Annotated in this window: 24 protein-coding genes; 8 read left to right on the top strand and 16 right to left on the bottom strand. The window is 68.3% G+C overall.

All coding sequences use genetic code 11. From position 1 onward, the window contains the following. Positions 1-122: 122 nt before the first annotated feature. The 9 genes from FFS72_RS11070 to FFS72_RS11030 are packed head-to-tail and all read right to left on the bottom strand — an operon-like array spanning position 123 to position 8318. A complete protein-coding gene (locus FFS72_RS11070) occupies positions 123-899 on the bottom strand; it encodes a glucose 1-dehydrogenase (RefSeq protein WP_137873990.1) in 777 nt (258 codons plus the stop codon). After that, positions 896-2098, bottom strand: a complete 1203-nt coding sequence (locus FFS72_RS11065) for an acetyl-CoA C-acyltransferase (protein WP_137873989.1) — start codon at positions 2096-2098, stop codon at positions 896-898. The genes FFS72_RS11070 and FFS72_RS11065 overlap by 4 nt, the downstream gene beginning before the upstream one ends. Before the next feature lie 20 nt (positions 2099-2118). Continuing rightward, positions 2119-3102 carry an NADPH:quinone oxidoreductase family protein gene (locus tag FFS72_RS11060; protein WP_137873988.1) on the bottom strand — a complete coding sequence of 328 codons (984 nt, stop codon included), beginning with the start codon at positions 3100-3102 and terminating at the stop codon, positions 2119-2121. Between the two features lie 39 nt (positions 3103-3141). Next, positions 3142-3558 (bottom strand): PaaI family thioesterase, encoded by a 417-nt coding sequence (locus FFS72_RS11055; protein WP_212744349.1) that lies wholly within the window; start codon positions 3556-3558, stop codon positions 3142-3144. A 27-nt stretch (positions 3559-3585) separates the two neighbouring features. Next, entirely contained in the window at positions 3586-4344 is a 759-nt protein-coding gene (gene fabG, locus FFS72_RS11050) for a 3-oxoacyl-ACP reductase FabG (RefSeq protein ID WP_137873986.1), read from the bottom strand. Positions 4345-4401: 57 nt separating this feature from the next. After that, the gene (locus FFS72_RS11045; RefSeq protein ID WP_249353241.1) at positions 4402-5445 is read right to left on the bottom strand and encodes a phosphotransferase family protein; all 1044 of its coding nucleotides are present in this window, start codon (positions 5443-5445) and stop codon (positions 4402-4404) included. Further along, positions 5438-6217 (bottom strand): SDR family oxidoreductase, encoded by a 780-nt coding sequence (locus FFS72_RS11040; RefSeq protein WP_137873984.1) that lies wholly within the window; start codon positions 6215-6217, stop codon positions 5438-5440. Before FFS72_RS11040 ends, FFS72_RS11045 begins: the two co-directional genes overlap by 8 nt. Positions 6218-6221: 4 nt before the next feature. Next, positions 6222-7448, bottom strand: coding sequence for an acyl-CoA dehydrogenase family protein (locus FFS72_RS11035; RefSeq protein WP_050065233.1), 1227 nt, complete (start codon positions 7446-7448; stop codon positions 6222-6224). Positions 7449-7502: 54 nt separating this feature from the next. Further along, entirely contained in the window at positions 7503-8318 is an 816-nt protein-coding gene (locus FFS72_RS11030; RefSeq protein WP_137873983.1) for an SDR family oxidoreductase, read from the bottom strand. A 163-nt stretch (positions 8319-8481) separates the two neighbouring features. On the opposite strand from FFS72_RS11030, the gene FFS72_RS11025 reads away from it, so the two are divergent. Further along, positions 8482-8958, top strand: coding sequence for a MaoC family dehydratase (locus tag FFS72_RS11025; protein ID WP_171018632.1), 477 nt, complete (start codon positions 8482-8484; stop codon positions 8956-8958). 29 nt (positions 8959-8987) lie between these two features. Here the strand turns inward: FFS72_RS11025 and FFS72_RS11020 are convergent, their stop codons facing one another. After that, the gene (locus FFS72_RS11020) at positions 8988-9674 is read right to left on the bottom strand and encodes a TetR/AcrR family transcriptional regulator (protein ID WP_137873982.1); all 687 of its coding nucleotides are present in this window, start codon (positions 9672-9674) and stop codon (positions 8988-8990) included. Positions 9675-9829: 155 nt separating this feature from the next. Between FFS72_RS11020 and FFS72_RS11015 the strand changes: the two genes are divergently transcribed. Both FFS72_RS11015 and FFS72_RS11010 read left to right on the top strand, forming a co-directional pair. Beyond that, positions 9830-11377, top strand: a complete 1548-nt coding sequence (locus FFS72_RS11015) for an AMP-binding protein (protein ID WP_137873981.1) — start codon at positions 9830-9832, stop codon at positions 11375-11377. Further along, positions 11374-12372 carry an NADP-dependent oxidoreductase gene (locus FFS72_RS11010; protein ID WP_137873980.1) on the top strand — a complete coding sequence of 333 codons (999 nt, stop codon included), beginning with the start codon at positions 11374-11376 and terminating at the stop codon, positions 12370-12372. Before FFS72_RS11015 ends, FFS72_RS11010 begins: the two co-directional genes overlap by 4 nt. Positions 12373-12433: 61 nt before the next feature. Here FFS72_RS11010 and FFS72_RS11005 read toward each other — a convergent pair whose 3' ends face one another. The 4 genes from FFS72_RS11005 to FFS72_RS10990 form a co-directional block, all read right to left on the bottom strand. Beyond that, positions 12434-13105 carry a TetR/AcrR family transcriptional regulator gene (locus tag FFS72_RS11005; RefSeq protein ID WP_249353240.1) on the bottom strand — a complete coding sequence of 224 codons (672 nt, stop codon included), beginning with the start codon at positions 13103-13105 and terminating at the stop codon, positions 12434-12436. A 130-nt stretch (positions 13106-13235) separates the two neighbouring features. Further along, complete coding sequence (locus tag FFS72_RS11000) at positions 13236-14615, bottom strand: MFS transporter (protein WP_137873979.1); 1380 nt, start codon at positions 14613-14615, stop codon at positions 13236-13238. Between the two features lie 138 nt (positions 14616-14753). Then, positions 14754-16403 carry a class I adenylate-forming enzyme family protein gene (locus tag FFS72_RS10995; RefSeq protein ID WP_137873978.1) on the bottom strand — a complete coding sequence of 550 codons (1650 nt, stop codon included), beginning with the start codon at positions 16401-16403 and terminating at the stop codon, positions 14754-14756. Continuing rightward, positions 16400-17377: a phosphotriesterase family protein gene (locus FFS72_RS10990; protein ID WP_137873977.1), complete on the bottom strand. Its 978-nt coding sequence runs from the start codon at positions 17375-17377 to the stop codon at positions 16400-16402. The genes FFS72_RS10995 and FFS72_RS10990 overlap by 4 nt, the downstream gene beginning before the upstream one ends. A 126-nt stretch (positions 17378-17503) precedes the next feature. On the opposite strand from FFS72_RS10990, the gene FFS72_RS10985 reads away from it, so the two are divergent. From FFS72_RS10985 to FFS72_RS10975, 3 genes are all read left to right on the top strand, one after another. Beyond that, positions 17504-18070 (top strand): TetR/AcrR family transcriptional regulator, encoded by a 567-nt coding sequence (locus tag FFS72_RS10985; RefSeq protein ID WP_137873976.1) that lies wholly within the window; start codon positions 17504-17506, stop codon positions 18068-18070. Positions 18071-18167: 97 nt separating this feature from the next. Next, positions 18168-18962 (top strand): putative protein N(5)-glutamine methyltransferase, encoded by a 795-nt coding sequence (locus FFS72_RS10980; RefSeq protein ID WP_137873975.1) that lies wholly within the window; start codon positions 18168-18170, stop codon positions 18960-18962. Positions 18963-18972: 10 nt separating this feature from the next. Further along, on the top strand, positions 18973-19710 hold the full coding sequence (locus tag FFS72_RS10975; protein WP_137873974.1) for a TetR/AcrR family transcriptional regulator: 738 nt from the start codon (positions 18973-18975) through the stop codon (positions 19708-19710). On the opposite strand, the gene FFS72_RS10970 is transcribed toward FFS72_RS10975, so the two are convergent. After that, positions 19707-20690 (bottom strand): AurF N-oxygenase family protein, encoded by a 984-nt coding sequence (locus tag FFS72_RS10970; protein ID WP_137873973.1) that lies wholly within the window; start codon positions 20688-20690, stop codon positions 19707-19709. The genes FFS72_RS10975 and FFS72_RS10970 overlap by 4 nt on opposite strands. Positions 20691-20811: 121 nt before the next feature. Here FFS72_RS10970 and FFS72_RS10965 point away from each other — a divergent pair, with 121 nt between their 5' ends. Both FFS72_RS10965 and FFS72_RS10960 read left to right on the top strand, forming a co-directional pair. Continuing rightward, positions 20812-21099, top strand: a complete 288-nt coding sequence (locus FFS72_RS10965; RefSeq protein ID WP_137873972.1) for a putative antibiotic biosynthesis monooxygenase — start codon at positions 20812-20814, stop codon at positions 21097-21099. A gap of 76 nt (positions 21100-21175) precedes the next feature. Further along, the gene (locus tag FFS72_RS10960; RefSeq protein ID WP_249353238.1) at positions 21176-22903 is read left to right on the top strand and encodes a SulP family inorganic anion transporter; all 1728 of its coding nucleotides are present in this window, start codon (positions 21176-21178) and stop codon (positions 22901-22903) included. A 6-nt stretch (positions 22904-22909) separates the two neighbouring features. Here the strand turns inward: FFS72_RS10960 and FFS72_RS10955 are convergent, their stop codons facing one another. Next, the gene (locus FFS72_RS10955) at positions 22910-24193 is read right to left on the bottom strand and encodes an ion channel protein (RefSeq protein ID WP_137873971.1); all 1284 of its coding nucleotides are present in this window, start codon (positions 24191-24193) and stop codon (positions 22910-22912) included. Between the last annotated feature and the right edge of the window lie 99 nt (positions 24194-24292).

Here is a 24292-nt window from a genome sequence, read left to right as displayed (position 1 = left end):
GGCTTCCTGCCTTTCACTGCGCGTCGGCAGGTGGAGCCCCCGCCGATGCCGTCGCGGGAGTGAGTTCGGCTCACCGACCCACTCCCGCGACCCACTGCTGTACGACCACGTTCGCACACCCGTCAGCGGGTGCCGCTGATACCCCCGTCGACCGGGATCACGGTGCCGGTGAGGTAGGCGCCCGCACGCGACGACAGGAAGATGGCGGTGCCGGCGATGTCGTCGGGGCTGCCGATGCGGCCCAGCGGGACGTTGCCCTCGACCGCCGCGCGCGCGTCCGGGTTGTCGAGCACGAACGCCATCATCTTCGTCGGGAACGGTCCCGGTGCAACGGCATTGACGGTGATGTGCTCGGATGCGAGGGTCGCGGCGAGCTTGCGGGTGAGCATGTGCACGGCCGCCTTCGACGCGCCGTACGAGAAGTTCTCGCTCCCCGACACCACGATGCCGTCGATCGACCCGACGTTGATCACCCGGGCGGGCGAGTCGATGCTCGCCGCCGCACGCAGCTGCGGAAGCAGTTGCTGGGTCAGCAGGAACACCGACTTCACGTTGACGTTCATGATCTTGTCGAAACCCGATGCCGGGAACTCGTCGACGGGCGCACCCCAGGTGGCGCCCGCGTTGTTGACGAGGACGTCGACTCGGTCGAACGACCGCGCGACGAAGGCCGCGAGGTCCGCGACACCGTCCTCGGTCGAGAGATCCGCCGGGTGCGCCACCACGTCGCCGAACGCGGACAGCTCCGCCGCGGCGGACGCGCAGGCGTCGGGCTTGCGCGACGAGATGATCACCCGCGCACCGGCTTCCGCGAACCCCTTCGCGATCATCAACCCGATGCCCCGGGTGCCGCCGGTGACGACGACGTTCTTGCCCGTGACATCGAACAGCCCGGTCACAGCGCGACCTCGAACAGTCCGGCCGCGCCCATCCCGCCACCGATGCACATGGTGACGACGACGTACCGAACGCCTCGACGCCTGCCCTCGATCAGCGAGTGGCCGACGAGCCGGGCACCGGTCATGCCGTACGGGTGACCGACGGAGATACCGCCACCGTCGACGTTGTACCGCTCCGGGTCGATGCCGAGTTCGTCACGGCAGTACACGGCCTGCGACGCGAACGCCTCGTTGAGCTCCCACAGACCGATGTCGTCGACGGTCAGTCCGTGTTCCTTGAGCAGCTTCGGGATCGCGAACACCGGACCGATACCCATCTCGTCCGGACCGCACCCGGCAACGGCGATGCCGCGGTAGGTGCCGAGCGGAGAAAGCCCGCGGCGCGACGCCTCCCCCGCCTCCATCAGCACGGACGCCGACGCGCCGTCGGAGAGCTGCGACGCGTTGCCCGCGGTGATCGTCGAGTGCGCGGTGACGCTGCCGTCCGGCAACACGGTCTTCAGCGCTGCAAGCGATTCCAGGGTGGTGGACGGGCGGTTTCCCTCGTCCTCGGTGAGCGTGACCTCCTGCTCCGACACCTCCCCCGTCGCCTTGTCGACGACCTTCATGATCGACGTGAGCGGCACGATCTCCGCGTCGAACCGGCCGGCCTCCTGCGCGGCGGCGGTGCGCTGCTGCGACAGGAACGCCATCTCGTCCTGCCGTTCCCGGCTCACGCCGTAGCGTTCGGCGACGATCTCGGCGGTGTGGAGCATCGGCATGTAGATCGACGGCACGTTCGCCACCAGCCACGGATCGGCCGCGCGGTGGTTGTTCATGTGATCGTTCTGCACCAGCGAGATCGACTCCACGCCACCACCGACGGTGATCTGCATGCCGTCGTGCACGATCTGCTTCGCGGCGGTCGCGATCGCCATCAGACCGGACGCACACTGCCGGTCCAGGCTCATCCCGGAGACGGTGTCCGGCAGGCCGCCGCGCAGCAGTGCCTGGCGTGCGACGTTGCCGCCGGTCGAGCCCTGCTGCAGCGCCGCGCCGAGCACGACGTCCTCGACCTCACCGCCGTCGAGGCCGGCACGCTCCACGGCGTGCTTGATCGCATGCCCCGCCAGCTCCTGGCCCTGGGTGTCGTTGAACGCACCGCGATACGCCTTGCCGATCGGCGTGCGGGCGGTCGAGACGATGACTGCTTCCCTCATGGGAACTCCGTTCGTGGGGTTCAGGGCTGGAAGACGAGGCGGCCGACGGTGGTTCCGTCACCGAGGCGACCGACCCCGTCTGCGACGTCGGCGAGTGCGAGACGCTCACCGATCAGCGGACGCAGCAGGCCCTCGTCGGCGAGCCGTGTCAGTTCGGCATGGCAGGCGTCGATGACCGCCGGGTTCTTCGCCTGGTACAGACCCCAGTGCAGGCCGACGATCGAATAGTTCTTGATCAGTGCATGATTCAGGGCGGGTTGCGGGATGGTGCCGCCCGCGAAGCCGATGACGACGATCCGCCCCTCGAATGCGATGCACTTCGTAGACCCGGCGTAGGCGTCGCCGCCGACCGGATCGAAGACGATGTCGGCGCCGTGTCCGCCGGTGAACTCCTTGACGGCCTGGACGAAGTCCTCGGAACGCCGGTCGATCACCAGGTCGGCACCGAGTTCCTTGGCGTACGCGGCCTTCTCCGGTCCACCGACGACGCCGATGACGGTGGCGCCCGCGGCCTTGCCGAGCTGCACGGCCGCACTGCCCACTCCGCCGGCAGCGGCATGCACGAGCAGGTAGTCGCCCTCGACGATCTGCGTGCGACGGTGCAGCGCGAACCATGCCGTCTGGTACCCGATGCTCAGCGCGGCGGCCTCGGCGTCGTCGAGTGCCTGCGGGGCGGGGAACACGTTCGCCTGGTCGAGGACCGCGTACTCGGCGAACGCTCCGCCGGGCAGGACGGGGGTACCGACGACCCGGTCACCGACCGCGGCCCGGGTGACGCCCGCGCCGACGGCGACGACCTCGCCGCACAGCTCGACGCCCGGGGTGAACGGAAGCGGAGGCTTGATCTGGTACTCACCGCGGCAGAGCAGGACGTCCGGGAAATTCGCCGGTGTCGCCAGCGTCCGCACCAGAACCTGCCCGTCGCCCGCGACCGGGTCGGCCACGTCCTCGAGCTTCAGGACGTCGCGGCCCTCGCCGAGTTCGTTGACGCGCCATGCCTTCATGTTCTTCTCCTCAGTGATTGGTTCCGTGGATTGATCGTGTCAGCGGGGCAACAGGTTTCGTGCCGTCCCGAGCAGACTGGCACAGTGGGTCTCGTTGCCGGCTTCGTCGACCGCATACACGTCCGCCGCGCACACCGTGAGCAGACGAGCATCGTCGACCACCCGGCCACGAGCGCGCAGAGCCACACCCGCGGCCGGCGCGAACAGCTTGATCGTCGCGTCGACAGTGGCGTTCGCCGCCCCGTCGGGCAGCAGGGTGCCCGCCGCCGAGACGGCCGCGAAGTCCGCGATCGCGAACACGGCGGTCGCCTGCAGCCTGCCCGGGACGAACGTGAACTCGTCGAGCACCGGAATCTCGACCTCGGACCTGCCGTCACCGAGGCTGACGAACTTCAGACCGATGGTGCGGGCCATCGGCATGGCCAGCACCGCCTGCTGCACGAGCGCTGCGTCCACCAAAGCTCCTTCCGTCGCTGCCTGCGGTCAGTCCTTCGGACCGCCGGCGACGTAGATGACCTGACCGGAGACGAAGCCGGCGCCCTCGCTCGCGAGGAACGAGGCGGTGTTCGCGATGTCCTCGGGTTGTCCGACGCGCGCGACCGGGATCTCCGCGGCGGCGGCCTTCTTCATGTCCTCGAAGTCGACGCCCATCCGCGCGGCGGTGGCGGCGGTCATCTCGGTCTCGATGAAGCCGGGGGCGATCGCGTTGGCGGTGACGCCGTATCGGCCGAGCTCGATCGCGAGGGTCTTCGTGAAGCCCTGCATGCCCGCCTTGGCGGCCGAGTAGTTGGCCTGGCCGCGGTTGCCGAGAGCGGACACGCTCGACAGATTGACGACGCGACCGAACTTGGCGTCCACCATGTGCTTCTGGACGGCGCGAGTCATCAGGAACGAGCCACGCAGGTGCACGTTCATCACCGAGTCCCAGTCCTCGACGCTCATCTTGAACAGCAGGTTGTCGCGGGTGATGCCCGCATTGTTGATCAGGACGGTGGGTGCGCCGAGTTCGGTGGCGACCCGCTCGACCGCGGCGGCGACCGAGTCCTCGTCCGCGACGTTCGCGCCGACGGCGAGGGCGGAGCCGCCCGCGGCCTCGATGGCGTCGACGGTGGCAACGCACGCGGACTCGTCGAGGTCGACGACGGCGACGGCGTACCCGTCGGATGCGAGTTTCTTGGCGACGGCGGCACCGATGCCCCGTGCGCCACCGGTGACGATCGCGGTCCTACGCTCCTGTGTCATACGTCTTGCCTTCCTCACTGGTTGCTGGCTTGTTGGTTACCGGTGGACGCTGCGGGCTCAGATGCCTGCGGCGTCCGCGATCTCGCGGGCCTTGTGCACGAGCGCATCGATTCGTTCGACGGTCGGCGTTCCCGCGGCGGCCTTGTTGGCGGGGGTGTCCATCGCGCGGCGCATCACGCCTTCGGCGATGATCGAGACCTTCCACAGCCCGAGGACGTGCCAGAACTTGAGCGCCTGCGGGTCGCGTCCGGTCTCGTCGAGGTAGATCTGCGCGATCTCGGCCCGGTTCGGGAATCCGTCGAGGGTCGATGCCGGGAAATCGCCGCCGGTGCCCTCCCCCGGTTCGGGCCAGTAGGCGAGCATCGATCCCATGTCCGCCAACGGATCTCCGAGCGTGGACAGTTCCCAGTCCAGTGCGCCGATCACGGCACCGTCATCGCGGGAGACGATCACGTTGCGCAGGTGGAAGTCGCCGTGGACGAGCGAGAGTTCGGTCTGCTCCGGCACCGCAGCCACCAAACGCCGTGTCAGGTCGTCGAGTTCGGGAAGTTCCCGGGTCTTCGACTGCTCCCATTGACCTGCCCACCGCTTGAGCTGACGGGCCGCGTACGGCTTGTGACTCGCCAGGTCGGACAGGCCGACCCGGTCCAGGTCGACCGCGTGGATCCTCGCGAGGGTCCGCGGCAGCGACACCGCGATCTGCCGGCGGCGTTCCGGCGAGAGTGATTCCGCGATGTCCATCGTGTCGACGACCTGGCCGTCGATGAACTCCATCAGCACCAGCGGAACGTCGGAGATCGCGGGATCCTGTGCGACCCCGAAGATCCGCGGCGCGGGGACATCGGTGTCGGCGAGGGCGGACATGATCCGCGCCTCGCGCGCGACGTCGTGCGCCGAGGCCAGCAGGTGGCCGAGCGGCGGACGACGCAACACCCATCGCCTGCCCTCGGCATCGCGCACCAGGAAGGTGAGATTCGACTGGCCGAGTCCGATCCGATCGAAGGTCAGCCCGCCGGAGACCTCGATGCCGAGGTCTCCGAACCAGCGGGTGACGGCGTCCGGATCGATCCCGACCACCTCGTACTGCACGCTGTCAGGCACCGGCGGCCGCCGAGTTGCGGTAGGCCCGAGCGTCGCCGAGGCGCATTCCGCCGTCGATGACCATCGTCTCGCCGGTGATCCACGACGCCGCATCCGACGCCAGGAACGCGATCGCGGACGCGACATCGTCGGGTTCACCGATGCGCGCCAGCGGGGTCGACCCCGCCACGAGGTCCTCGTGTTCCTTCCACAGCGCCTCGGCGAGCTTCGTCCGCACGACACCGGGGGCCACCGCGTTGACCCGGATCCTCGGGGCCAGTTCCAACGAGAGCTGCTTCGTCAGGTAGATCAACGCCGCCTTGGACACGTTGTAGAGCCCGATCCCGGCCTCGTGCGCGAGCCCGCCGATGGACGCCGTGTTGACGACGCTGCCGCCGTGCTCGCCCATCCACGCTTCGGTGGCGAGCCGCGTCCACAGCAGCGGCGCCCACAGGTTGACGTCCATCGTCTTCGCGAAACGCCCGTGGTCCTGGTTCAGCATTGGACCGAACGCGGGGTTGGTGCCCGCGTTGTTGACGAGAATGTCCAGGCTGCCGAACGTCTCGAGCGTCACCTCGACACAGCGGCGTGCCTGATCTTCCTCGACGGCATGGGCGCCGACACCGATCGCGTTGCCGCGGATCTGCGCCGCCGCCTCGTCTGCGGCCTCCTGCTTGCGGGAGGTGAGCACCACGTTGGCGCCCGCATCGGCGAGGGCCTGCGCGGTGGCCAGGCCGATGCCCCGGGACGCACCGGTGACGATCGCGGTGCGGCCCGTCAGGTCCGTGCTCATGGTGTCAGTTGCCTTCCGGACGCAGGTCGCGGTACTGACGCAGTTCGCGGCGGGCGATGGCGCGCTTGTGCACCTCGTCCGGTCCGTCGGCGAGCCGCAGCGTGCGCAGGTGCGCGTACGCCATCGCGAGCGGGAAGTCGTCGGTGACGCCTGCGCCGCCGTGCACCTGGATGGCGCGGTCGACGATCTTCAGTGCGATGGTGGGGGCGGCGACCTTGATGGCGGCGATCTCGGTCTGCGCTTCCTTGTTGCCGACCGTGTCCATCAGGTAGGCGGCCTTGAGGGTGAGCAACCGGATCATCTCGATGTCGATGCGCGCCTCGGCGATCCAGTCCTGGATGTTGGCGTTGTCGGCGACCGGCTTGCCGAACGTCACCCGCGACTGGGCCCGCTTGCACAGCAGCTCGAGGGCGCGCTCGGCCATGCCGATCGCGCGCATGCAGTGGTGGATCCGGCCCGGGCCGAGGCGGGCCTGGCTGATCGCGAAGCCTTCCCCCTCCCCCTTGAGGACGTCCGTCGCGGGCACGCGCACGTCACGGAAGTCGATCTCCGCGTGACCTTCCCGGTCCTGGTAGCCGAACACCGGCAGTCCGCGCATGACGGTGACACCGGGAGCGTCGATCGGCACGACCATCATCGACTGCTGACGGTGCGGCGCCGCGTCCGGATCGGTCTTGCCCATCACGATCATCACCTTGCAGTTCTGGTGAAGAGCGTTGGACGCGAACCACTTGCGGCCGTTCAAGACGTAGTCGTCGCCGTCGCGGACCATCGACAGTTCGACGTTGGTGGCGTCGGAGCTCGCGACCGCCGGCTCCGTCATCGCGAACGCGGAGGCCATCGTGCCGTCGAGCAGCGGCTTCAGGTACTTCTCCTTGTGCTCCTCGGTGCCGAAGAGTTGGAGGACTTCCATGTTGCCGGTGTCGGGGGCGTTGCAGTTGCATGCCTCGGACGCGATGTGGCTGCGGCCCATGATCTCCGCGAGCGGAGCGTACTCGAGGTTCGTCAGGCCGGCGCCGGTGCCGGGGTGCGGGTGGAAGAGGTTCCACAGCCCACGCTTCTTGGCTTCGGCCTTGAGCTCCTCGAGGACGGGCGGCTGGAAGTGCGGGTTGCCGGACTCGCGCATCTGCTCCTCGTACACGGCCTCGGCCGGGTAGACGTGCGAGTCCATGAAGTCGAGCAGTTCCTTCTGCAACTGCTGGGCGCGTTCCGAGGTGTCGAACAGGGACATGAGCACTCCTGGGGTGGAAGGGAATTCGAATGATCGAGTGGCCGAGTACGGGCGTCAGCTCTGCTGGAGGGACGCCTGGTAGCGGCGCATGCCGCGCAGCCAGCGGTCGTAGTCGGCACCCTTGTGCCGGTACATGTCGAGCACCTTGGGATGCGGGAGGATCAGGAACCGCTCGGCGTCGATGGCGGCGAGGACGTCGGCTGCGACCTGCGAGGGTTCGAGAACGTCACCTGCCGCGGTGACGGCCTTCGCCGCCGTCTCGGAGAGCCCGTCCGGTGCGCCGTCGTCGGGGAACAGGAGCTTGGTGTTGACGCCCTGCGGGCACAGGCAGCTGACCTTCACGCCCTGGTCGCCGTAGGTGACGCTGAGCCATTCGGCGAAGCCGACGGCGGCGTGCTTGGTGACGGCGTAGGTGGCGCCGCCGATCTGGGTGAGCAGGCCGGCCGCGGACGCCGTGCTGACGAAGTAACCGTCACCGCGCTCGACCCAACCCGGAACCAGCAACTGCGCGGCACGGATGTGGGCACGCAGGTTGACGTCCAACGAGAGGTCCCACGCGGCGTCGTCGGCCTCGAGCCCGGGCGCTCCGGTGATACCGGCATTCGCGAAGTACATGTCGACGGGACCGAACTCGCTCTCCGCCAGCGCGATCAGGCCACGGATGACCTCGGTATCCGCGACGTCGCCGCCCGCTGCGACCGCGGTTCCCGGATGGTCGGCGTTGATCTTGTCGGCAACGGCCTGTGCCGTCGAGCCGCTGAGGTCGGCGACGACGACTCGGGCGCCCGCGTCGGCGAGCGACCGGGCGATCGCTCCGCCGATCCCTCCCCCTCCACCGGTGACGACGGCAACCTTGCCTGCAACCTTCACTGACGAACCCCGCTTTCGTGTCGATGATGCGCGATGCACCGACTCGGACCTTGTGATCCAGCTCTCGCATCCATGTATAGTTGAATCCGGCGTCATATTCAACCTTCGAGGTGCCGCCAGCGCGGGACGCCATCACCTTGACCTGCAGACACCAGGGAGAATCATGGATACGACCACCCTTCCCGTCCGCCCCGGTACGGCCACCGACCTCGCCGACCTCGTGGGCAGGGAACTCGGCCCCACCGAGTGGTTCGAGATCACCCAGGAGCGCGTCAACGCGTTCGCGGACGCGACCGGTGACCACCAGTGGATCCACATCGACGTGGAGAAGGCAGCCGCCAGCCCCCTCGGCGGGACCATCGCGCACGGGCTGTTCAGCCTGTCCCTCGGTCCGTACCTGTCGAGCCAACTGCTGGCGCTCGACGGATTCGCCCACGGCCTGAACTACGGATACAACAAGGTCCGCTTCCCCGCACCGGTTCCCGTCGGCTCGCGAATCCGCATGCGCGTCACCGTCGTCGCGGCAGAGGAGGTCGGCGGAGGCATTCAGATCACGACCAGTCAGGTCGTCGAACGCGAAGGCTCGGACAAGCCGGTGATGGTCGCCGAGTCTGTCGCCCGCGTGGTCGCCGCAGCCTGACACCGAACAGTTCCCCGGCCGAACCCGATTCAGGGGCGGCCGGGGAACTTCAACGCGTTCGCCCACAACCGGGTGAGCGTGTACACCAGCTCCTCCAGGTCGTACTCACGACCGTCGTCGGCCGCTTCACCCGAGACGAAGGCCCCGTAGGCCATGCGGCTCACCATCCCGGAGAGAGCACGCGACGCCGTTACCGGATCGATGTCGGGGTCCGCGACGGACCGCTTCTGCAGCTCGGCGATGCCACGCGCGTTGCGCGCGATGAACGCCTCGGCACGTTCGGTTCGGAAGCGGCGAAACTCCGGATCCACGTGCGCGACCTGCTCCATCAGGCCCATGAGCTTCGCATTGCGTTGATACGCGGTCAGATACGCCCGGTTGCTCGCCTCGAGGACCGCGTACGGATCGTCGGCGTCGTCCACCCGATCCATCCCGGGATGCATCATGTCGTCGCGGGCCCCTTCGAGCACCGCGGCGAACACCTCTTCCTTGTTGGTGAAATAGGTGTAGAAGGTGCCGGTGGCACAGCCGGCCTCCTTCGTGATGTCGGTGAGCCGGGCGTCGAGATAGCCGTCCCGCTCGAACACGACCCGCGCGGCGGCGACGAGGGCCGCCCGGGTGCGCACCCCGCGCGCCGTGGCGGGCATCTCGCGCGCCGGCGCGGCGGCCACGGACGGGGTCGCATTGCGGTTCTCGGCGGACACGATGGTCTTCATCCTCCCGTTTATACATGAATCTGGCGTCAAGTTCGACGTTTCACCTGCGGTTTCTCCACTCGATATTGACGCCGAGTTCAAATCTATGGTCGGGTGAGACCCACGCCACACTCGCACGCGATCACATCACCACCCGATCCGGAAGGTGCACGCCGATGCCCAATCTGCTCGACCCGATCACCCGTCATGCCGCCGCATCCGACACGGCGATCGCCCTGCGCACCGCCGACGGCACCTGGACCTATTCCACCTTGCGGGAGAAGTGCCTTCGCTACGCGGGCGCACTGCGCGACGCAGGTGTCGGCGCCGGCGACCGCGTCCTCCTCGTCGCCCCCTCCGTTCCCGAATTCGCGGTGGCGTACATGGCAATCGCGGCCGTCGGTGCGGTGGTCGTCCCGGTCAACACCATGTCGACGGCCTCCGAGGTCGAGTACTACCTCACCGATTCCGGCGCCTCCCTCGCGATCGGATGGCACGGCCTCGGCCCCGCCGTCCGCGAGGCGGCAGCAGGTATCGGTGTCCCGCAGTGGGACCTCGACGCGGGCGCCGACGTCGATGCCGGCCCGATCGCCGACGTCGCCGACCGGACCTCCGACGACACCGCTGCCATCCTCTACACCTCCGGAACCACGGGAAAGCCCAAGGGTGCGCAGCTCACCGTCGGAAACCTGTTGGCGGCGGGCGAGATCGGCTCCGCCCTCAGCGGCGGCACTCCGAACGACCGAACCGGAACCGGGCTTCCCCTCTTCCACGTCTTCGGTCAGGCATCCGTCATGATGGCCGCGTTCACCGGAGGCGGATCACTGTCCCTGCTCGGCCGCTTCACGCCCGACGCGATGATCGAGATGATGCGCCGCGACGAACTCACGGTCATGTGCGGCGTGCCGACGATGTGGAACGCCATGCTCCACGCCGCCGCCGAGGGCCGAGCCGACGACACCGACCGTGCCACGGCAAGCGACTTCGCGCACCTGCGCGTCGCCGTGTCCGGCGGTGCTTCCCTGCCCGGCGAGATCGCCCGAGCATTCGAATCCCGGTTCGGCTGCACCATTCTCGAGGGCTACGGTCTCACCGAGACCACCGCGCTCGGCACCTTCAACGACGTCGAACGCGGCGGCAAGATCGGCTACACCGGTGGCGCCGTACCGCGCACCCGGGTCGAGGTCCGCGACGACGACGGCAACCCGTGCCCGGCCGGAACCGTGGGTGAGGTGTTCATCAAGGGCGACACGGTGATGGCGGGCTACTGGAACCGTCCCGACGCCACTGCCGCCGTCCTCACCGACGACGGCTGGTTCCGCACCGGCGATCTCGGCGAGTTCGACGGCGACGGCGATCTGCGCATCGTGGACCGGCTCAAGGACCTCATCATCCGCGGCGGCTACAACGTCTACCCGGGCGAGGTCGAGGAAGTGCTCTACCAGCACCCCGACATCGTCGAGGCGGCCGTCGTCGGGGTCCCCGACGACCACTACGGCGAGGAGGTCGCGGCCGTGATCGCCCGGCGTCCGGGTTCGGAACTCACCGCGGAGGAGGTGATCGCGTGGAGTCGGGAGAAGCTGTCCGCGTACAAGACTCCGCGCATCGTCCGCTTCGTCGACCAGCTCCCCAAGGGGTCGACCGGCAAGATCCTCAAGCGCGACATCGACCGTGCGGAGCTTCGCAGGCACAGCGACACCACTCTTCGGGCGGCGAGCGCATGAGCAACCGTCAGGTCCGCCTCGCCACTCGTCCCGTCGGCCGCATCGACGACAGCACGTGGTCGATCACCACCGAACCCGTCCCCGAACCCGGCGACGGCGAGTTCGTGGTGAAGGTGGAGTACGTGTCCGTCGATCCGGCCATGCGCGGCTGGCTCGACGACGTCCGCTCGTACGTTCCCCCGGTCGCCATCGGCGCCGTCATGCGCGCGCACGCCGTCGGGCGGGTCCACGCGTCCCGCAACGACCGGTTTCCCGTCGGCACCGCCGTCGCCGGACTGTTCGGCGCCTGCGAGTACGCCGTCTCGGACGGCAGCGACGTGACCGTCGTCGACCTCGATCTCGCGCCCGGTCCGACCTGGCTCGGTGCGCTCGGATTCCCCGGGATGACGGCCTATTTCGGGCTGATCGACGTGGGACGGATGAAACCCGGCGACACCGTGCTGATCTCGGGCGCCGCGGGTGCCGTCGGAAGCGTCGCGGGGCAGATCGCGAAGCTCATGGGATGCCGGGTCATCGGGATCGCGGGTGGGCCGGAGAAGTGCGCGTGGCTCACCGACGACCTCGGCTTCGACGCGGCGATCGACTACCGCGCGGGGTCGATCGGTCGGGCGCTGCACGCCGCCGCACCGACGGGGATCGACGTCTTCTTCGACAACGTCGGCGGCGAGATCCTCAACTCGGCGTTGGCCCAGTTGCGAACCCACGCGCGGGTCGTCATCTGCGGTGCGATCTCCGGCTACAACGCGACGGACCCGCAGCCCGGCCCGTCCCGCTACCTGTCGCTGCTGGTGAACCGGGCGTCGATGGCGGGCCTCATCGTCTTCGACTACGCCGACCGGTTCCCCGAGGCGCAGGCCGCGCTGTCGAACTGGATCCGCCGCGGCGACCTGATCGCCCGCGAACAGGTGGAGTCCGGTGGCATCGAAGCGTTCGGTCGCACCCTGAACATGCTCTTCGACGGCGCCAACACCGGGAAGCTCGTCCTCGAGGTGTAGGCGGCCGCGCCGCTGTGCGCGGGTTCGGTGGCTCCGGCTACCGAACCCGCGCACAAGCGCGTCAGCGCCTCGCGATGAGGAGCGCGTTCACCCACAGCCGGGTGGCGGTGCGGACCAACTCGTCGAGATCACCCTCGCCCTCACCGATCACGAAGTAGGTGAACGCGAGCCGGCTGATCATTCCCGACAGCGCGCGCGATGCGAGCAACGGATCGATGTCGGTGTCGGCGAGACCACGCGCCTGCAGGGACGCGATGCTGCGAGCGTTGCGCCGGATGAACGCCTCGCCCCGCTTCTGCCGCAGGGTGCGGAACTCCGGGTCCACGTTGGCCACCTGCTCGAGCAGACCCATCAGCTTGGCGTTACGGCGGTACGCCTCGAAGTACGCCCGGTTGCTGGCCTCGACGATCGCCGCCGGGTCGTCCTCGTCCTCGACGTGCGGCATCCCGGGATGCATCATGTCTTCCTGCGCGAGCTCGAGAACCGCGGCGAAGATCTCCTCCTTGCTGGAGAAGTACGTGTAGAACGTGCCCGCCGAGCAGCTGGCTTCCTTCGTGATGTCGATCAGCCGCGCGTCGAGGTATCCCTCCCGCTCGAACACCGTGCGAGCGGCCGCGATCAGTGCCGAGCGGGTGCGCAGCCCACGTTCAGTGGCGGGAAGCTCACGGAGCAACGCCGAGTTCGCCATCGACGGCGGTGCGTCCTCCGGGCCTTCCTCTGTGGAACGTGACATGACCACAGTTATAGCAACGACGCCGGTCAGGCCGATCCACCCGCCCGCCGACACGCGTCGTCCGGGTACCCGGACGACGATGCCCGCCGCACGGGCGCGCGGCGGGCATCGAAGCGGATGTGGGGAGGGGTCAGTAGAACTGCGCACCCGGGATCGCGGCGGGATCACGCCGCACCTCGGCCGTGTTCGTCTCGCGCAGCCGCCATGCGGACAGGACGGTCACCAGACCCATCAGCGCGACGAACACCGCGACGAGCGTGGTGGTTCCGGTCCGGGCGATCAGCGCGGTCATGATGAACGGGGTGCCGCCGCTGACGGTGATGGCGGCCAGCTGGTATGCCAGTGAAGCACCGGAGTACCGCACGTTCGGGGCGAACAACTCCCCCATGTACGCCGCGATCGGACCGTAGGTCATCGACTGGAAGATGCTGCCGACGGTGACCGCGATGAAGAACAGCGCCAGGTTCGCCGTGTTGACGAGCATGAAGTACGGGAACGCCCACAGGACGATCGCGATGCCGCCTGCGATGATCAGGGGACGGCGGCCGATACGGTCGGAGGCCCACCCCGACAGCGCCACCACCGGCACCGAGATGATGCAGCTGAGCATCGAGATGGTGAGCAGGTCGTTGCGGTTCATGTCGAGTTCGGCGGTGGCGTAGGTGAGCACACCCGCGATCGAGATGTAGAAGAGCGAGTTCGTCGCCGCGAGCAGTCCGCAGCCGAGCAGGATGGTGCGCCAGTGCGCCTTGAGTGCCTGCTTCAGCGGCGCCTGGGCCACGACCTCCTTGCCCGCGGACGCCTTCTCCTCGAGCTCCTTGAACTCCGGGCTGTCCTCGACCTTGGTCTGGATGTAGAGGACAACGGGGAAGAGCACCGCGCTCGCGAGGAACGGGATGCGCCACCCCCACGACAGGAACGCGTCGTTCGAGATCGCCGCGGTGGCACTGAGGAATGCGATGTTGCCGAGCACGACGCCGAAGGAGACGCCCATCTGCCCGAAGGTGCCCGAGAAGCCGCGCTTCTTGGGGCTCGCCGATTCGGTGAGCAGGAGGACGATGCCTCCCCATTGGCCGCCGCACGCCAGGCCCTGAACGAAGCGAAGCACCACCAGCAGAATCGGGGCCGCGACCCCGATCGCATTGGCTCCGGGTAGGCACCCGATCAGGAACGTGGCCAGACCCATCAGGAGCAGGCAGGTGACGACGGCGGGCTTGCGACCGAACTTGTCACCGTAGTGACCGGCGATCAGTCCGCCGAGCGGGCGCGCGACGAAGCCGGCCCAGAACGTGCTGAACGAGAGCAACGTCGCCATGAGCGGCGACGAGTCCGGGAAGAACACGTGCGGGAACACCAGCGCGGCCGCGGTTCCGTAGAGGAAGAAGTCGTACCACTCGATCGAGCTGCCGACGAGTCCGGCGAACTGCAGTTTGCGATGGGCGCGAGCGCCCTTCTTCGACTCGACGGCACCGGCGGCTGTGCGCCCGGGGTCGACTGCGGATGTGGTCATCCATCTCTCCTAGATCTCGGTTCACTGGACGATCGTTCAGACTTGACGTCAACTTCAGGTAAGCGAGCGCTTGCCCACTATGGCCGAGCAGACGTGTGATGTCAATCACTCATCAGGGGTAGATCCGCTGCGCGGCCGTCAGATTTCACGCAGCGCACGGCGAAGAATCTTGCCGCTCACCGTCTTCGGCAGGTCGTCGCGCACCTCGACGACGCGCGGACACTTGTAGGCCGCCAGCCGTCCACGACAGAACTCCTGCAGCGCAACGACATCCGCAGTCCGACCCGGCTTGAACGAGACCACGGCCTTGACGGTCTCACCGCGGTACGGGTCGTCGACACCCACCACCGCTGCCTCGCGGACCGCGGGATGCTCGTAGAGCACGTCCTCGACCTCGCGCGGCCACACCTTGAACCCGGAGGCGTTGATCTGGTCCTTCTTCCGGTCGACGACGTAGAACCAGCCACCGGCGTCCATGAATCCGACGTCGCCCGTGTGGAATCGACCCGACGGCATCGCGTGCCCGGTCTCGTCCGGCCTGTTCCAGTAGCCGCCGGCGACCTGCGGCCCGGTGATCACGATCTCGCCGACCTCGCCGACGGGTACAGCGGCGTCGGACTCGTCGACCACGGACACCACCGTGCCCGACACCGGCACCCCCACTGCGACCGCCCCGGACCCGGGGTCCACCGGCGCCTCCACACCGTGCGGCACGACGACGGCAGGACTGGTGGTCTCGGTGAGCCCGTAGCCGTTGTGGATGTAGTGCCCGAACTTCTCCCGGAACGCCTCGAGCGCCGCATGCGGGACGGGGGCACCGCCCGAGTACACCGAGCGCAGGCTCGACAGCTGCTCGGCGGTGACGTCGTCGTTGTTCGTCCATGCGATGAACACGGTGATCGCACCGATCGTGGCGGTGGCGCGGTGCTCGGCGATCGCTTCCGCGGCAACGAGGGGATGGAACCGGCACGTCAGGATGACGACGGAACCGCTGAGCAGGGGTGCCGCGATGTTCGCGATCAGTCCGGTGATGTGGAACAGCGGGGCCACCGCGTACACCACCGACTCCGGACCGAGTCGTGTCCAGTCGCGGTAGATCTGGGCGGTGAACACCACGTTGGCGTGGGTGTTCATCGCTCCCTTCGGTGGACCGGTCGTGCCCGAGGTGTACGGCAGGTACGCCAGATCGTCGGGTCCGAGTGGGACGTCGGCGGGCGTTCGCCCCCGGTACCGGTCGATCAGCTCGAGCAGGTCGTCTCCGGCGGCGGCTCCGCATTGTGGGTTGTCACCGAAGATGCGCGGCTCCTCGCGCGTCCGGAAGTCGAGTTCGGATGTGGTGATCACCGATGTGACCGCCGTCCCGGACGACGCCGAGACCACCTCGGCGTGAACCGATTCCAGACATATCACCACGGCGGCACCGCTGTCGGCGAGAACCGCGTGGAGTTCGCGGTCCCGGTACATCGGGTTGACCGGCACCACCACGGCGCCGAGCTTCCACGCCGCGAGCACCGCGACGTGGAACTGCGGCACGTTCTGCAGGACGAGTGCGACGCGGTCGCCCTTCCCGATCCCCCGCTCCCCCAGTGCCACTGCGAGCGCGTCCGACATCTCGTCGAGGGCGCGGTAGGTGACGGTGGCGTCGAAGTAGTGGATCGCGGGGCGGTCCGGCGCCCGGTCGAGCGACGCCCGGAACATCGCGAGCGCGGTGTCGAACTCGATGTGCGCGTCCTCCCGAATGCCGTTCGGATAGTGCTGCAACCAGATTCGGTCGTCGTAGGTGGTCATGGCGTGACCTCGAAGTAGCGGCGAGGGTTGTCGACCATCATCGTCGCGACCTGCTGCTCGGTGACGCCGCGCTCGACGAGCGCTGGAATCACGTCGTCGCTGATGTGGGTGAAGTTCCAGTTCGGCACGGCCGCGGCCTTGGCGCCTTCCTCGAACCAGTCGATGAAGCACGCGGCGTCGTGGGCGAGCACCATCCGCTCCGCGTACCCGCGCCGGACCAGCTCGGCGACCGTGTCGACACGGTTCTCGAACGGCAGCAGAACGTCGAGACCGAACCGGTCCATACCGAGGTACGAGCCCGCGTCCGCGATGCGGCACAGGTAGTCGAGGTCGGTGGAGTCACCGGAGTGACCGATCACGACCTTCGTCAGGTCGACGCCCTCGGACGCGAGCACCTTCTGCGCGACGAGTCCGGATTCGGTGTGTGGGTTGGTGTGCACGGTGATCGGGGCGCCGGTCTCGACATGCGCCTGTCCGACCGCGCGCATGACACGCTCGACACCCGGCGTCAGGCCCTGCTCCTCGATGGCGCACTTGAGGAATGCCGCCTTCACACCGGTGTCGGCGATGCCGTCCCTGATGTCCTTGACGAACATCTCGACCATCGGCTCGGCGACGTCGAACAGCAGGCCCGGGCCGGTGTAGTGGAACTGGAACGGCACGTCGTTGTACGTGTAGATCCCGGTCGCGACGACGATGTTGATGTCGACCTGCTCGTTGATGCGCTGAATTCGGGGAATGTAGCGACCGAGGCCGATGACGGTGGGGTCGACGATGGTGTCGATGCCCCGGCCCTTGCACTCGGTGAGTTTCGCGACGGCGTCGGCGACGCGCGCGTCCTCGTCCCAGTGGTTGGGGTAGTCGCCGTAGTTCTGCCGCATCTCCTCGCCGAGTACGAAGACGTGCTCGTGCATGAGGGTGGGGCCGAGGGTGGCGGCGTCGACGGGGCCGCGAATGGTCTGAACTTGGGCCATGGAGAGCTCCTCGATGTGACTGGCATCACTCAATGGTGAGACAGTGCGCTAGTCTGTCTCACGTACCCACACGCGTCAACCGTCAGATCGAATTGCATGATGTTCCGGCACGTGAGGAGATGACCTATGCCACCCGACGCCGACCGTCGCCGCGCGATCGATGCCGCCACCCGGATCTATCTGGAGGGGCTGCCACTCGACATGTCCTCGCTCGCACAGGAACTCAGCGTCGGACGCGCCACCCTGTACCGGTGGGTGGGTAACCGCGAGGAACTGCTCGCGATCGTCCTCGCCGAAGCCACCGAACGCACCTACCGATGGGCGATCGACCGGGCCCCGGGCAGCGGCGCGGACTTCGTCCTCGACTTCGTCGAGCGCGTGATGCGGACGGTCGACGCCTCCCCACCGCTCCGGGCACTGACGAAACGTGAACCGCTGCTCTTCGCCCGACTCGCCCTGATGCCGGGATCCATCGAGACGGTGTCCGCCCGCATCATGGCCGAGATGCTCGAACGGGAGGAAGCAGCGGGCACACTCACCCTGGCGCTGTCACCGACCGTCCTCGGGCAGGCGATCGTGCGAATCTGCGACGTTCACCTCTACGCGCCACTCCTCGGCGGCGAGACCGCCCAGATCGACACCGCTCTCGACCTCGTCGCCCTGCTCCTCGGAGTCTCACGCCGACACCCCTGACACGACGCAGAAACCGGGTGCGCGCGGCGCCGCGCTGGTCCACCATGGGTACGGCACGATCCACACGTACCCGATCAGTGAGGTTTCGCCCACGCCCATCCAGGAGTTCACCCCGACCGATGTCGCCGCGACGCTGCGCGGCGCCGGATGTGTGTTCGCCGAGGACGAGGCGCGACTCCTCCTCGACGCGGCGGAGCACGACGACGAACTCGCCGCGATGATCCGGGACCGGGTGTCCGGGCGTCCTCTCGAACAGATCCTCGGATGGGTCGAGTTCCGCGGGCTCCGGATCGTCCTCATGCCGGGCGTCTTCGTGCCGCGCAGGCGCACCGAGTTCCTCGTCAACCGCGCGCTCGCAGTGATTCCACGCCCGGACGCGATCGTCGTCGACCTGTGTTGCGGATCCGGTGCGGTGGGCGCCGCCATCGCCGCCGCCATGCCGTTTCCGTCGATCGATCTGCACGCGGCGGATGTGGACCCGATCGCGGTGGACTGCGCACGCCGCAACGTCGCCACCGGCGCGGTTCACCTCGGCGATCTGTACGACGCCCTGCCGCGCACCCTGCTCGGTCGCGTCGACCTGCTCGTCGTGAACGCCCCCTACGTACCGTCGGACGCCATCGAAACCATGCCGCCCGAAGCGCGTCTGCACGAACCCCGCTGTGCACTCGACGGAGGAGCCGACGGCGTGGACGTCCATCGACGCGTCGCCGCCGCGGCCCCCGACTGGCTCGCACCCGGCGGGCACCTGCTCGTCGAGACCAGTCGGCGGCAGGCCCCGCTCACCGCGGACGCCTGCGCCCGCGCCGGCCTCATACCGCGGGTGTCCCGGTGCGACGCACTCGAAGCGACCGTCGTATCGGCGGCGAGGGCGGACGGGTCCTCTCGATAGACTTCCGCACATGGCGACCACCGACCCGGGCCTGCGTGCGGACTCGCAGGCGAGCGGACACGAAGCCCGGTGGGAACAGCACAATTCCGAGCGCCGGTCCCGCATCCTGCTGGCGGCGGTGGAACTTCTCGAGGAGGCACCGGCAGGCACGGACGTCCCCGTTCGACAGATCTCGGCCCGCGCCGGGCTCGCGAAATCGGTCGTCTACCGCCAGTTCGAGGGACGCGAGGACCTGGACCGGCGCATCAGATCGCACCTGATCGACGAGTTCTCCCGAACACTGGAGGACCGCCTCGACATCTCGCACGGGTCGTTCGAGGAGATCATCGTGCGCACCATCCGCGCCGTGGCCGACTGGATGGTCGACCACCCGCGACTCGACGAGTTCGCCCGCACCGGGCCGACCCACGAGGGCCCGCCGGATGTCGACGCGGTCACCGCCCTCAAACTCCGGATGTCGCAGCGCGCCCAGGAGGTGCTCACCTCGATCGCGGGCCAGGTAGACATCGACATCGGGGACGGGATCTTCGACACGCTGCCGTTCGCACTGGTGACGATGGTCGAGGGGACGCTGCGGCACTGGGTGCACAACCCGACCCCGGTCCGCAGCAGGGAGCAGATCGTCGACGAACTGGCGACGCTGACCCGGTACGCCCTCGACGGCGCGATCAGGTCCGTCGGACTCACCGTCGATCCGCGCACGGAGCTGACGGAGCTGATCGCGCAGTTGTCGACCAGGGAAGACTAGGCGGCCGCCGCCCGGTCGGGTTCGCTGCGGTAGCGGCTGGGCCGCCCGTCGATGGACATCGCCTTCCACAGTCGCTTCGTCACCCGGTTCATCAGCCCCAGTTCCTCGGCGAGGGCGCGCATGTCTCCGAAGTAGCCGGCGAGGATCGCCCGCGAATGCTCACTGCGCCAGAACGCTTCCCGCATCACCTCCGGGGGAACGTCGAACGTCGTGGCGAAAGACTTTGGCGGCGTCATGATTTCACCGGCAAGCCACCGCATCGCGAGCGGGAACGTCACCCCGGCGGCGGCCCGCAGGACCGGTCCCCCATGCGCGAGATGCGCCTTGAGGAACTCGTTGGCGAACGAGATGTGCCGTGCCTCCTCCGCGACGTGGATCTGCATCGTCCGCAGCACGGCGGGCGGCATGGACACGCCCTCGCGGATCAGCGCCTTCTGGTAGTGGTCGATCGGCTCCTCGCCACCGAGAATGCCGATGAACAGGCCCACCGGGACGAACCCGCCGAGCACCCCGATGAACGGGGACGCGACGCGGAAGAAGGGGCGCATCCCCGGGACGTCGACGCCGATCCGATTCACGAGCTCCTGGAACATCTGGATGTGGTTGCACTCCTCCGTCATCTCGTGGAGGCAGTACCGAAACTCGGCAGAACCGTTGGGCAGCTTCATGATGTACTGCATCATTCCGCGGATCAGGATGCTCTCGAACGCCGCGCCGACCTTGATGGAGTTGGCCTGACGCCACTTACCGATCTCGATCTGGCGGGCCAGGGGCAGGTCGCGATACCACCGGGTCGCGCCGAGCGGGTCGATGGTCGGCGAGAGCACCCACCGCGGATCGTTCGGGTCGATCGCGAACTCCGGCGCATCCCAGGGAATGTCGAGGTACGGATCGAAGCTCCGTCGGACCGATCCCTCGGAGAGAATTCCCAGTGCCTCGACGTAGTTCGTGTCGTGAATCCCGCTGTACTGCATCGTCATCGAATTCTCCCGATCGCCGGCCGACTCGACCGACCCCTCGGGCCGGAACGTCGGCGTCCACTGCGGCCGAATTTACTGGGACTCGTGGTCCCATGCAAGTGTCTCGGCTAACGTCGTCGACATGGCGATGTCGTTGTGCTGTCTTCTGTGGGCGCGTCCTGGCCAGGAAGAGGGCCTGATCGCGTACGAGGATCGGGTGCTCGCGCTGGTCGCCGAGCACGGCGGGCGGGTGCTCCAACGCGCCCGCACCGACGGATCCGGGGAACAACCCCTGGAGATCCAGTTGTTCAGGTTCGACTCGCAGGACGCCCTGGACGGCTACCTCGGCGACCCGCGACGACTCGCACTCGCCGACGAACGCGACCGCGTCGTCGCGCGCACCGAGCTGATGAACGTCACCCTCGACTGAGGGCGGTCTCCTTCCCTACTCGATTCCACCCGCGGCGGATGAGGCGTCCGGCGGGCAGGATCGGAAGGCTGGCCCCATGGCTCACGGCCCCCGGGGAGTGACGAAGAGATTCACGCGACGCCGAACCCCGCGTTCGGCCGGTGAGGGACTCGGTAAACCGACGCCGCGCGACGTCATGGCCGGGCTTGTCACCGGTTTGTTCTCGATCCCGGAAGGCATGGCGTACGCCAGTATCGGCGGATTCAATCCTGTCGCCGGCCTCTACTCCGGCATGATTCCCACCCTGGTCGGATCGTTCTTCAGCCGCACCGTTCTGATGGTGACGACCCTGACGAGCGCGATCGCGCTCTCCTCGCAGAGCGTGCTCACGTCCGCCGGGCTGGACCCGACCGACCCGGCGAACGTTGCGGCGCTGGTGATCCTCGTCGGTCTCGTGATGGCGCTGCTCGGCCTGCTCCGGGCGGGTTCGATCATGAGCTTCGTCTCGAGCGCGGTGATGACCGGCTTCACCACGGGCATCGCCGTGCAGATCGTCGCCGGGGTGCTCGGCGACGCGACCGGCTACGAGACGGATCGGCACAACACGATCGCGAAGATCGTCGACGCGATCGCGCACGTCGGGTCCTGGGAGGGCACGACCGTGGCGGTGACCGCCGCGACGATCGCGGTGTGGGCCGTGTTCCGGCTGGTGAAACCCGTTGCGTCGCTGGCCACGCTGATCGCCCTCGTCGTCGTGACAACGGTCGTGGCCGTCATCGGCCTGGACGTCGACACCGTCGGCGGCATCGCGGTGATCCCGAATTCCCTCCCGACACCGACCCTGCCCGAGCTGTCGGCGCTCCCGGAACTGCTCGTCGGAGCATTCGCCGTCTCGCTGGTCGCGCTCGCCCAGGCCGCCGGAATCTCGAGCGCGGTCCCCAATCCCGACGGCAGCCGCCCGAACGCGTCCGGCGACTTCGTCGCCCAGGGCGCGGCGAACATCGCAGGCGGATTCTTCGGCGCCCTCCCGACCGGCGGCTCGCTCTCCCGAACCGGCGTCGCGGTGTCGGCGGGTGCACGAACCCGCTGGTCCGGAATCTTCGCCGGGCTCTGGCTGATCGCACTTGTCCTCGTCGCCGGATCGGTCGCCGAGATCATCCCCATGGCGGTGATCGGCGGCCTGGTCCTCGTCATCGGCGTCGAGCTCGTCGCGGGCCGCTGGGCGGACATCCGCCTGGTCTTCCGGACGGCACCGTGGTCGGCCGTCGCCATGCTGATCACCTTCTTCGCGACGACCCAACTGCCCCTGCAGAACGCGATCCTCCTCGGCGCGGTGCTGTCGTTGGTGCTGTACTGCGCGCAGGCGGCGCGCTACGCGAAGCTCGTCGCCCTCACACCGGCCGACGACGCCCGCTGGCGAGTCGTCGACGTTCCCGCCGAGTGCCCGAGCGATCAGATCACGGTCCTGCACTACGCCGGAGTGGGACTGTTCGCCGAGGTACCCCGGATCGACGAGGCCTGGCCGTCGATCCGGGACACGCGCGGCGCTGTCGTGATCCTCAGCGTCCGGACGATGCCGGATGTCCCGTCGGCAACGGTGATCCGGGATCTGACGCGGCACGCGACCGCGCTCGCCGACAACGGAAGTCTCCTCGTGATCGCGGGAGTCACCCCTGCGTTGGCCCGCATCTTCGAGCACAGCGGACTGGCCGAGGTGATCGGCCGCGAGAACGTCGTCGAGTCGACCGACGAGGTGTTCGGTGCGCTCGACACCGCCATGGCCCGCGCTCGTGCCTGGCTCGCCGACCACGATGGCGGTGCGTGAGTCCTTCTACGTGGTGTCGTTCCTCGGCTGATCGCCCGCGGGGACGGCGATCAACATCTCGCGACGGTTGGCGACGAGCAGCCACAACGGCAGCACCACGATGCACAGCACCGGGAGGATCCGGATGTCGCCGACTGTCGCCGTGGCCATGAACAGCGCCAGCCATCCGTCCCGCGCAACGACGAGCACCGAGCCGAGCACACCGGCGGACACCGCCACGGCGAGCGGAATCGAGCTGACCGCGCTGTGGGCGACGAGACCCGCGCCGACCCCGATGAAGACGGCGGGGAAGATCCGGCCGCCGCGGAAGCCGCAACTCGCCGCGATCAGCAGTGCCGCGGTCTTGACGACAGTCACGAGTAGCAGGTGCCCGGTCGACATCCCGGCTGCGTCATCCGTCAGTTGCTTCATCTCGTCGAGCCCCTTGAACAGGGTGACCGTTCCTCCGATCGCGCCGAGCACACCGAGCAGGGCGCCGCCGACCGTGATGGCGATCAAGGGATTCGGCAGCCGGTGGAAGAGGTCGTGTGCGATCGGAAACGCGTAGACGGCGGCCAGGCACAACAACGCTGTGGCCAGCGCGATCACCGTCCCGCTCGCCAGGTCGACGAGGGCAGGTTCCGCGTACGGCGGAACGTTCACGGCGAAGACCGGCTGGCCGAACGCGTCCATGGTCAGTGCGCCGGCGGCGGCCGCCACGAGTGGGGCGAAGAGTTTGTCCCACACCCGGCCACCGGTGGTCGATGCCGCCATCTCGGTGAACAGCAGCGCCGCCGCGACCGGCGTCCCGAACATCGCCCCGATGGTCGCGGCCGCGGCCAACGCGACTGCCACCTCGATGGGAACGGTCCGCCACACCCGTGCAACCACCCACACGGTCAGCGCGGTGTTGATCGCGATGATCGGGTTCTCGGGGCCGAGGCTCACACCCCCTGCCAACCCGAGGACGATGGCAACCGCCAGGCTCGGCAGAACCGCCAGCGGAAGCGGCGCCCCGACCAGTCCGGTCGTCGCGGGATCCGGGCCGGCGTGCCCCGGCACCTTCCATACGACCAGTCCGACCGCCACACCGACGGCGGTGAGCATCCCGAACGTCCACCACCGCGACTCCGTGGCGACGCCGAGCGACTCCGGGAGCACCGTCCACAGCAGGTCCTGGAGACGGGAGGCGACCGTACTCAGCGCGATCAGGGTCACGGCGCAGCCGACTCCGACGGCGATCGCAGGCACAGCGAGGGCGGCAAGCCGCGCCGCCGTCGGGTTTCCGGGTGCGTGCGCGACGTCAGTCATGGACCCATCCTGGGCTCGGCGCGCGGCGGACCACCTCGCCCAGCGAGGGTGACGTGGCGCAGAACTCGCGCCGACCGACAAGCCCGACGTCGACTTCAC

The sequence above is a fragment of the Rhodococcus sp. Q genome, from assembly GCF_005503035.1.
Lineage (GTDB): Bacteria > Actinomycetota > Actinomycetes > Mycobacteriales > Mycobacteriaceae > Rhodococcus_G.
This window is presented reverse-complemented; position numbering and strand designations above follow the sequence as displayed.

Bases quoted from the DNA above. Each gene is read 5' to 3' on its own strand.
- FFS72_RS11065 (WP_137873989.1), bottom strand. From the start codon at position 2,098: ATGAGGGAAGCAGTCATCGTCTCGACCGCCCGCACGCCGATCGGCAAG.
- FFS72_RS11060 (WP_137873988.1), bottom strand. From the start codon at position 3,102: ATGAAGGCATGGCGCGTCAACGAACTCGGCGAGGGCCGCGACGTCCTG.
- fabG (WP_137873986.1), bottom strand. From the start codon at position 4,344: ATGACACAGGAGCGTAGGACCGCGATCGTCACCGGTGGCGCACGGGGC.
- FFS72_RS11040 (WP_137873984.1), bottom strand. From the start codon at position 6,217: ATGAGCACGGACCTGACGGGCCGCACCGCGATCGTCACCGGTGCGTCC.
- FFS72_RS11035 (WP_050065233.1), bottom strand. From the start codon at position 7,448: ATGTCCCTGTTCGACACCTCGGAACGCGCCCAGCAGTTGCAGAAGGAA.
- FFS72_RS11025 (WP_171018632.1), top strand. From the start codon at position 8,482: ATGGATACGACCACCCTTCCCGTCCGCCCCGGTACGGCCACCGACCTC.
- FFS72_RS11020 (WP_137873982.1), bottom strand. From the start codon at position 9,674: ATGAAGACCATCGTGTCCGCCGAGAACCGCAATGCGACCCCGTCCGTG.
- FFS72_RS11015 (WP_137873981.1), top strand. From the start codon at position 9,830: ATGCCCAATCTGCTCGACCCGATCACCCGTCATGCCGCCGCATCCGAC.
- FFS72_RS11010 (WP_137873980.1), top strand. From the start codon at position 11,374: ATGAGCAACCGTCAGGTCCGCCTCGCCACTCGTCCCGTCGGCCGCATC.
- FFS72_RS11005 (WP_249353240.1), bottom strand. From the start codon at position 13,105: ATGTCACGTTCCACAGAGGAAGGCCCGGAGGACGCACCGCCGTCGATG.
- FFS72_RS11000 (WP_137873979.1), bottom strand. From the start codon at position 14,615: ATGACCACATCCGCAGTCGACCCCGGGCGCACAGCCGCCGGTGCCGTC.
- FFS72_RS10995 (WP_137873978.1), bottom strand. From the start codon at position 16,403: ATGACCACCTACGACGACCGAATCTGGTTGCAGCACTATCCGAACGGC.
- FFS72_RS10990 (WP_137873977.1), bottom strand. From the start codon at position 17,377: ATGGCCCAAGTTCAGACCATTCGCGGCCCCGTCGACGCCGCCACCCTC.
- FFS72_RS10985 (WP_137873976.1), top strand. From the start codon at position 17,504: ATGCCACCCGACGCCGACCGTCGCCGCGCGATCGATGCCGCCACCCGG.
- FFS72_RS10975 (WP_137873974.1), top strand. From the start codon at position 18,973: ATGGCGACCACCGACCCGGGCCTGCGTGCGGACTCGCAGGCGAGCGGA.
- FFS72_RS10970 (WP_137873973.1), bottom strand. From the start codon at position 20,690: ATGACGATGCAGTACAGCGGGATTCACGACACGAACTACGTCGAGGCA.
- FFS72_RS10965 (WP_137873972.1), top strand. From the start codon at position 20,812: ATGGCGATGTCGTTGTGCTGTCTTCTGTGGGCGCGTCCTGGCCAGGAA.
- FFS72_RS10960 (WP_249353238.1), top strand. From the start codon at position 21,176: ATGGCTCACGGCCCCCGGGGAGTGACGAAGAGATTCACGCGACGCCGA.
- FFS72_RS10955 (WP_137873971.1), bottom strand. From the start codon at position 24,193: ATGACTGACGTCGCGCACGCACCCGGAAACCCGACGGCGGCGCGGCTT.